This is a genomic window from Acidobacteriota bacterium, assembly GCA_040752675.1.
Classification (GTDB): domain Bacteria; phylum Acidobacteriota; class Polarisedimenticolia; order JBFMGF01; family JBFMGF01; genus JBFMGF01.
This window is the reverse complement of the sequence record JBFMGF010000043.1, coordinates 1-8,356: the sequence shown is the minus strand read 5'-3', so window position 1 is coordinate 8,356 and position 8,356 is coordinate 1. Positions and strand designations below refer to the sequence as shown.

Annotated in this window: 7 protein-coding genes and 2 tRNA genes; 3 read left to right on the top strand and 6 right to left on the bottom strand. The window is 47.2% G+C overall.

What is annotated here, in order from left to right:
• On the bottom strand, positions 1 to 926 hold a 926-nt coding region (locus AB1756_04350; GenBank protein ID MEW5806560.1), incomplete at its 3' end, for a Glu/Leu/Phe/Val dehydrogenase.
• A gap of 86 nt (positions 927 to 1,012) precedes the next feature.
• On the opposite strand from AB1756_04350, the gene AB1756_04345 reads away from it, so the two are divergent.
• Entirely contained in the window at positions 1,013 to 2,278 is a 1,266-nt protein-coding gene (locus AB1756_04345; GenBank protein ID MEW5806559.1) for a pitrilysin family protein, read from the top strand.
• A gap of 35 nt (positions 2,279 to 2,313) precedes the next feature.
• On the top strand, positions 2,314 to 3,756 hold the full coding sequence (locus AB1756_04340) for a pitrilysin family protein (protein ID MEW5806558.1): 1,443 nt from the start codon (positions 2,314 to 2,316) through the stop codon (positions 3,754 to 3,756).
• Positions 3,757 to 3,803: 47 nt separating this feature from the next.
• Here AB1756_04340 and AB1756_04335 read toward each other — a convergent pair whose 3' ends face one another.
• Together AB1756_04335 and AB1756_04330 are read right to left on the bottom strand one after the other, a co-directional pair.
• Positions 3,804 to 4,244, bottom strand: a complete 441-nt coding sequence (locus AB1756_04335) for a hypothetical protein (GenBank protein MEW5806557.1) — start codon at positions 4,242 to 4,244, stop codon at positions 3,804 to 3,806.
• Between the two features lie 53 nt (positions 4,245 to 4,297).
• Positions 4,298 to 4,870 (bottom strand): flavin reductase family protein, encoded by a 573-nt coding sequence (locus AB1756_04330; protein MEW5806556.1) that lies wholly within the window; start codon positions 4,868 to 4,870, stop codon positions 4,298 to 4,300.
• 161 nt (positions 4,871 to 5,031) lie between these two features.
• Here AB1756_04330 and mgtE point away from each other — a divergent pair, with 161 nt between their 5' ends.
• A complete protein-coding gene (mgtE, locus tag AB1756_04325; GenBank protein ID MEW5806555.1) occupies positions 5,032 to 6,381 on the top strand; it encodes a magnesium transporter in 1,350 nt (449 codons plus the stop codon).
• 173 nt (positions 6,382 to 6,554) lie between these two features.
• Here the strand turns inward: mgtE and AB1756_04320 are convergent.
• The 3 genes from AB1756_04320 to AB1756_04310 all read right to left on the bottom strand — a co-directional run bounded on the left by AB1756_04320 (position 6,555) and on the right by AB1756_04310 (position 8,024).
• Positions 6,555 to 6,632 (bottom strand) — tRNA-Asp (locus tag AB1756_04320).
• Between the two features lie 76 nt (positions 6,633 to 6,708).
• A tRNA-Val gene (locus tag AB1756_04315) sits at positions 6,709 to 6,785 on the bottom strand.
• A 120-nt stretch (positions 6,786 to 6,905) separates the two neighbouring features.
• On the bottom strand, positions 6,906 to 8,024 hold the full coding sequence (locus tag AB1756_04310; GenBank protein MEW5806554.1) for a Fic family protein: 1,119 nt from the start codon (positions 8,022 to 8,024) through the stop codon (positions 6,906 to 6,908).
• Positions 8,025 to 8,356: the final 332 nt, after the last annotated feature.

The window sequence follows — 8,356 nt, the reverse complement described above, 5'->3', positions numbered from 1 at the left end:
TCCTCGGTGATCTGGTTCTCGAGAGCCGCGGGAACAAGCATGTCAACGGGAAGATCGAGGAGTCTTTTTGGAGTTATCTCTTTTCCCTTGCATACCTTGCATCCCACGAGAGATCTTCCATGGGATTGGGAATATTTATCGATCTCTATCAACTCTTCTTCTGAGAATCCTTCCTGGGCATAGAAACCCCTGTCCTTGTCGCAGATGGCCACTATTTTGAACCCTTCGCGTGCCATCAGGATGGCAGCCACCGATCCCACGTTTCCAAAACCTTGAACGGCAACGGAAACCTTTGAGAGAGGGATGCTCCGATCCCTCATCAGCTCTCTTGCAGTAAGCATAACACCTCTTCCAGTCGCTTCGTAGCGTCCCTTCGACCCGCCAAGTCCAACCGGCTTTCCGGTGACCACGGATGTTACTGTGTAACCTTTGTGCATGCTGAATGTATCAAAAATCCATAGCATGATCTGTGGGTCTGTGTTCACGTCGGGAGCAGGGATGTCTATCTCCGGGCCGATGTTGGGACCGAGATCGGCAATGTACCGCCTCGTAATGTTCTCCAGCTCAGATTTGGAATGCGCTGATGGATCGCAGGTGACGCCTCCCTTCGCGCCGCCGAAGGGGATATCGACGAGCGAGCACTTCCAGGTCATCCATGCCGCAAGCGCTTTAACCTCCTCGAGGTTAACCTCAGGCGAATAGCGGATTCCCCCTTTGTACGGTCCCCTCGAATTATCGTGCTGAACGCGATAACCTTGGAATATCCTGTACGTCCCGTCATCCATCCTTGCCGGGAAGTTGACGATGATGATCCGGTTCGGGACAAGAAGGTTCTCGCGGGTCGCCGCATCGAGTTTAAGCTTTTTAGCAGCTTCTTCGAACTGCTGAATGGCAACAGCCTCAGGGCCAACTTTTTTCACTGACATATGAAACTCCTTTGAATAAAGAAAGTTAGCACTTTGAGAATCTTCATTCAAGATGTTAATATATGCAGCCTTTTATCTTTTAAGAAATGGAAATAAAGCTGCAGGTTGAAAAACATCGGCTCGAAAACGGGCTAAAACTCTTACTCTATCAGGACAGGAGCGTTCCTACCACCTCCTTCATGACCTATGTAAGTGCAGGGGCAAGGGATGAGACAAAGGAGGGAACGACGGGGTTAGCCCATGTCTTAGAGCATATGATGTTCCGCGGGACCTATACCTATCCCGAATACGACAAAGCTCTGGCCCCCTTCGGACCGGAAAGCAACGCTTCGACGGGTCGTGATTTCACGCGATACTTCGTCAACGTCAAGAGAGAATTCCTGGAAGATGTCATCAGAATCGAGTCGGACAGATTCCAGAATCTTACCTTCACAAATGACATCTTCCGAACTGAACTCGGTCCGGTAAAGGAAGAGAGAAGAAAAGGATACGTGGACAATCCTGATGGCTTCCTTTATACCAAGGTCTATGAGATCGCTTATCGGGTGCACACATATCATCATCCTGTCATCGGCTGGGAGGAAGATCTGGAGAAGAACATGCAGTACACGAATGCTCTGGAATTCTTCAGGACTTATTACTCCCCCAACAATTGCTGCATTATCATTGCGGGAAACTTCGATAGGGAAGAAGCCTTCGAGCTCGTCGGGAAACACTACTCAGGATGGAAGAAACAGAACCCGCCCGACACGAAGATCCCTTCAGAGCCTGAGCAGACGGAAGAGCGCGCGCAGTCATTCATCTGGAAGGATTCACTGATCACGCCGAGGATCGCCATCGCCTATCATGGTCCGAATTTGAGCATAGAGGCTCCTGATTATGCAGCGCTTCTTCTAGTTTCGCGAATCCTCTTCATGCAGAGCCAGAGAATTAGGAAGAAGCTTTATACCGATCTTCAGTTTGTCGAGAGCATCGACGGCGGTCCGGATAGCAGCAAGGATCCCGGGCTCTTCTTAATCTATGCCAATCTGAAGAAAGGGAAATCAGTGGATGAGGTCCGGGATATCGTTCTTAGCGAGATCGATAAGCTCCTCGATGAGGGGATCGGCGACAAAGAGTTCCAGAAAGCGAAGAACTCCATCCTGGCATCCACCTTCTACTCTCTTGATAGACCCTATTCTGTAGCCAACACGCTCGGCTTCTACGAGACGGTTGGCGGAGACTTCCAGCTGCTCTTTGAATTGAATGAGAAGGTCAAGGCGATGACGAAGAAGAAGGCCGAAGCCGTGGCAAACAATATCTTCCGAAAAGAGAGGCAAACTGTCGCCACGCTGGTTCCCAAATCAAACTAAGCCATCCAGAAGGTGCGAACATCGGAGTTCATGACGTGATCCGGAAGGAAGAAACCGATATTGGCTTGAAGATCTTCACCGTGAGAAAGGAACAGATCCCGGTGGTTTTCTTCCGCTTCGTTCTTATGTCCGGGTCAGCGGACGATCCGCAGGGGAAAGAAGGGCTCGCATCGTTTATGGCAAACCTCATGAGGAGAGGGACGGCTACTTACAGTAGAAGCGAGATCGAGGAAATGCTCGATTTCATCGCTTCCGATCTCTGGATTCACTGTCAGAAAGATATCACGGTCTTCGGCGGGAGGGTGCTCGTAGATAACCTTGCTAAGTTCTACAGCGTTTTTTCAGAAATGCTCCTGAAACCATCGTTTCCGGAAGAGGAGATTGAAAAACTAAAGGTCGATCAGATCGATGACATCGAGTTTATCAGACAGAATGATGAAGCTCTTGTCCGGGAGGCATTCAGTAACTTCCTCTACCAGTGTCATCCGTACGGGCATCTCGACGCCGGGCGTATCGCAACCGTCAAAAGTTTCACGCGAGACCACGTTTTAAATTTTTACGAGAAGCATTTCAGGCGGGGGAATCTTCTGATCGGCCTGGGAGGGGACATTCCCGATTCCCTTATCGCGAGGATAAGGGAAGATTTTGCGGGTCTGCCTGCGGTGGATATGGCGAGGAAAAGAACACAGGTGGAGAAACCCGAGAGGAAAAAAGTACTGGTCATCGAGAAGGAAGGGAGGGCGCAAACACAACTCAGGATCGGCCATCCCATCACTGTGACCAGGAAGGACCCTGATTATCACGGACTCCTCATTGCGAACAACTATCTTGGCAAGCACAGGGTCTCAATCGGAAGACTCTACAACAAGATCAGAGAGAAGAGAGGATTATCATACGGAGCTTACTCCTACATAGAGCATTTCCTGGGTTCTTCGGGTCCTATAAAGCTTCCGAGACCGACTTTGGCGCGCAGGGAACAGTATTTTGCAATGTGGACCTATCCCAAGAACGAGAATGCGAAGTTCGTCATAAAGCTTGTGCTAAAAGAAATGGAGGATCTGGTGAGAGAGGGAATTGATGATCAGCGTCTCCAGGAGGCCAAGAACTACACAATAAACAACTTTCCCTTCGAGGTGGAAACGCCGGACAGGAAGCTGGGAATGTTGCTCGATGACGAAATCTACGGCAGCAAGGATTTTGTAGAGAATTTCGAAGAGAACGTAAGAAAAGTTACTTCAGAAGATATCAGAGAAGTCGTCAGGAAGCATCTCTACCCGGACAGGGTTGCCATCGCCGTCCTCGTTTCCGATGGGCAAAAGTTCATTGACGAGATGCTATCTCCGGAGACGAACGTGGAGTATCCATCCGGTGTCGACCCCGCCGCTCTCGAGAACGAAGACCGTGTCATCGAAAGGTTTGATCTCGGCTTAGAGCGGGAAGATTTCCAGATAGTCAGATCCTCCGATCTCTTCCAATAAAATTCGCCTTTTTGCTTGAAAGGTTGGTTCGAGCTGGTCACTTCCGATCATCGTTTGGGAGTCCAGATGAGGAAGAGGAGACCGATAATGGCTGTTACCAGGACTCTGATGGCGATTATGTAAGGAGGGATGGCGCTCACTATCTCATCGGAAAAGAAGTGGGTGACGGTAACTGCTGATATGATGATAAAGCCAATACCGCTCCCGCTGGCGATAATTGCATTCTTGACGGGTTCCTGAAAGAGTTTGAAGAGGAAGAAAGCCCACATCAGAAGGAACGCTCCAACGGTCTTGAAAAGGATGATGGTGATGGGCCCGGAAGCGATAAGGGGACTGCCGGTCCGCATCAGATAGATGAATTGGTTTAAGAATCGTTCGTAGTCTTTACCTCTCGCAATAAGCATGAAAATGCCCCCTATTAAAAATATGACCATGACGATGCCGGAGAGAACTTTGAGGGCCGTGTACTCTTTCTTATCTTCATTCATATGGAATCCTCCCTCGTGTCAGACAGGATGCTTGGCCTATTCAGAAAAAGATATCATAGTTTGACTTCCTGGGGCTTTATGATCCGTGAGTCTCTCTTCGAAGTAGCGTACTGGTTGTTTCCCAGGTAAAGAATGGGGTCGATCTCCTCTATTCGGATGATCCCTTCTCCATCAAAGATGGTCTCATCGTAGTGGATGGCAACCACCTTGCCGATGAAGAATGTGTGGTCGCCGTAATCCCTTGCATCCAGGAGGAGACATTCAAATCCCGCATAGGCATCCTCAAGGATTGGAGCACAGGTCTTCAAACTCTCCTTCAGGCGGATATTAAGTTTGGCCACTTTGTCCGTGTCCTTTCCGGATGTCCTTCCAAAGGTGTGCATGAGGTCGAGCTTCTCGCATGGGAGAAAATTGACGCTGAACTCACCGCTTCGCTTGATTAGATGATATGTAAACCTCTTATCGGAAATGGAAACCCCATAGATGGGAGGTCTGTATGAGATCGCAGTACTCCAGGCCACAGCCATGAAATTTGTCTTCCCCTCGAAACTGGAGCCGACCGCACAGGTATTCTTCGGATAAAAATAATAGAAAGGCTCAAGATCCGTTACGCTCTTATTGATCATGCTTCCTCCTCGCGATAATGAATTGAAAAGCAAAATATAATTATATACCGATCGCAACGTTATCACGCATCATCTTTCCAGAAACTTTGAAGTTTCATGGTATTCCAGTAAAATGAGACGATGAATCGGCATTAAGTAGGTAAAACAAAGGGAGCAGTCTTATGAAAGTGATGAAAGTTCTCATCCCCGACCTGAAAGAGATCATAGTAGCAGGGAGGCCGGATGATTTGAAAGAAGCCGTCTCCGAGTTCTTCCCGGTTGACATCGCTGAGATATTTGAAGAACTTGATCCAGGGGAACAGTTTTCCGTTTTCAGCGTCCTCGATGAATGGCAGAAGGTCGCCGTCTTTGATGAACTGGAAGAAGGCATTCGATACTCTCTCCTCAAAAAACTTCCCGCTTCCGATCAGTCATTCCTCCTCAACACCATGTCCCCGGACGAGAGGGCGGACTTCTTTGAAGAGATTCCAGAAGAGGAAGCCGATCGCCTCTTCCCCCTCATGAAAGAGGAAGAGCAGAAGGACACGAAACTTCTCACGGCCTATCCTCCCACGACTGCAGGCGGAAGGATGACGACTGAATATGCGTCACTGCTTGAAGACCTGACGGTTGCCGAAGCCATCGATTATCTGAGGAAGACCGCTCCTGACAAAGAGACCATCTACACTATCTACGTAATCTCGGAGAAGGGGACACTCATCGGGATCGTTTCCCTCAAGGATCTTATCCTCGCTCCGTCTCACCGCCTGATCGAGGAGATCATGGATGAGAAAGTCATCAGCGTGAAAGCGGAGATCGACCAGGAAGAGGTTGCTTCTGTCATCAGGAAGTACGACCTGCTTGCGGTGCCAGTAACTGATGCTTACGGGAAGCTGATCGGGATCATTACCGTGGACGACATCATGGACATCATCCGCGAGGAAAACACCGAGGATTTCTACCGCTTGAGTGCCGCTGGTAGGTATATCGGGAAATACCTGGAAATAAGCAATGTCACGCATGGAAGACAGCGTATCCAGTGGCTCATCATTCTTCTGTTTGCCAATCTTGCGTCGGGCTTCATCATTCACTCTTATCAGGGAATTCTTCAGGCTGCAGTGATTCTGACCTCTTTCATCCCCGTCTTGATGGGAGCATCCGGGAATTCTGGAAATCAATCGTCAACGACCATCGTGAGAGGACTCGCCATTGGTGAAGTAACAATCCGTGATTTCTTAAGGGTCTTCCGGAAAGAGCTCTGTATCGGTGTTCTAGTCGGGGCGGGTATGGGAGTCATCGCATCGGGCTGGGCCTTCTTCATCGGCGACGTCACGCTGGCGATCACGGTCTTTTTCGGGATAGTGACTGCCATCACAGTTGCAACGACCATCGGAGGGATCCTTCCAATCATCACAAAAAAGCTCGGATTCGATCCGGCTCTCATGTCAGGACCGTTCATCGCGAGCACGGCAGACATCTTCAGCCTCATCATCTTCTTCAACGTGGCCCGGCTCTTCCTCAACCTTCACTGACACTTGAGCTCCTGTCACTTCTTACAGCCGAAACATGATGTCTCGGGTTCTGACATGTTTTCCCGTCTATAGGTATACTCATTGGGAAAATTTATTCTGCCCTGGATGAATGTCAGGCAGGATGCTTGACCTATTTAATATAGGGTAAAATATTTGAAGGTGATCAAGGAAAATGGCGGGGCCGACGGGGCTCGAACCCGCGACCTTCGGTGTGACAGACCGATGTGCTAACCAATCTGCACCACGGCCCCGCTCTTTAGGAAATTGCAGGCTGTTCTATTATACTAAAAATTAAAAAGAAGGAACAAAAATCCTTTTTTGCCTTCATGGTGGGCAGTACTGGATTCGAACCAGTGACCTCCTGCTTGTAAGGCAGGCGCTCTCCCCATCTGAGCTAACCGCCCTGAAGCTTATATTTTAAAATGCAAAGCTATTGTAAGTTGCTCATAAGTCCATGTCAAGATAGAGTGAATGCGGGATGCATTGTTAGAGAGAAAGGCTAATATGAACTGAATGGATTAGCATTATCTAAACAATGCCAGATAATCAGTTAATTCAAAAAGGCGATTTCGAGAATATCCTGTGACTTCTTTTAGCATACCAAGATGCTGGAAGTCTGAAACCAGGCGGGAAGTGGCCGCAAATCCTACCTCAAGATGCTCTGCTGCTTGATTGATGGAAATAATAGGATGTGAAAAAAGATACAGCATAAATTTCTGGGCAAGCTTTGCCTTGCGGCCCAAGCCCATAATTTTCTCTTCATACTGCTTACGCAGTCGCACAATCATTCGTAAAGTATCTCTTGCATTGCTGGCTGTCGTTATCACTCCATTTAAGAAGAAGATAATCCATTGATCCATATCATTTGATGCTCTCACCATCGTCAAAGCATCGTAATAGGAGCCTTTGTTGCGGTCGAAGAAATCGGAAAGGAACAAAGTTGGTTTCTCCAAAATCTTTTGTTCAACTAACTGCAATGTAATCAAAAGCCGTCCAATTCGCCCATTGCCATCTAGAAATGGGTGAATGGTCTCAAACTGGTAATGGCTCATAGCAATCTTTATCAAATGTGGGATAGACAGATCGCGATTATGCCAGAATTTTTCTAGATCAGACAACAATTCAGGCAATTCTTCATGATGCGGTGGAATAAAGAAAGCATCCTTTAAGCTTGATCCACCAATCCAGTTTTGGCTCTGACGGATTTCCCCGGTGAGTTTATGTTCTCCACGAACCCCTGAAAGAAGGATACTGTGTGTTTCTTTAATGAGCCTCATCGAAAGCGGAAGTCTATCAAGTTCCTGGATGGCGAAGTTCATAGCCTTGATGTAATTGCGAACTTCCATCCAATCCTCTCTTTTTTCTGGAGTAATCTCCTGTTCAGGTAAAAGAACTTCGTCGATATTTGTGCGAGTGCCTTCGATACGGCTGGAGGTAGCTGCCTCTTTAACAACATGCAACTCAATAAAAAGATCCACATCTGGAATCAGCATTGAATAAGCATTAAGCTCTCCCAATAGCCTCATGGCTTCTTCAACTTGGATCACGATCTTCCTGTTTTCCCACTGGTAGGGTTTGTTGATGAGTGAAGGGCTAAAGCCTTGATATTCATAGCGTTGCTTATAAGATCCGGATTGAAACATATTATCTCCATTCAATAAAATCTTATAATCAATGACATATTATCATATAAGCAATTAAATGTTAATATGGATTATTTTATTATTATTATTAAGAACATTTCTCGTAATAAGAATTGTCAAGCATCCAAGAATGATAATATATCTTTCTTTATTTTTATTTTATAAAATAAATGATAATAAGATTTTCTATTTGCATTTTCTCAATCTCATCGCTGTATCTTTGAAGGTTGGAAATTTCGTTACACTTCCAGAATAGACTCCAAAGTCAGTATAGACCTTATCAATTGCCTTCTGGAGCAGATACATGACCCCTTCTCCAAGAAAGTAGCTGT

Excerpts from the sequence above, each read along its gene's own strand:
- AB1756_04345 (MEW5806559.1), top strand. The coding sequence starts at position 1,013 with ATGGAAATAAAGCTGCAGGTTGAAAAACATCGGCTCGAAAACGGGCTA.
- AB1756_04330 (MEW5806556.1), bottom strand. The coding sequence starts at position 4,870 with ATGATCAATAAGAGCGTAACGGATCTTGAGCCTTTCTATTATTTTTAT.
- AB1756_04310 (MEW5806554.1), bottom strand. The coding sequence starts at position 8,024 with ATGTTTCAATCCGGATCTTATAAGCAACGCTATGAATATCAAGGCTTT.
- AB1756_04335 (MEW5806557.1), bottom strand. The coding sequence starts at position 4,244 with ATGAATGAAGATAAGAAAGAGTACACGGCCCTCAAAGTTCTCTCCGGC.
- mgtE (MEW5806555.1), top strand. The coding sequence starts at position 5,032 with ATGAAAGTGATGAAAGTTCTCATCCCCGACCTGAAAGAGATCATAGTA.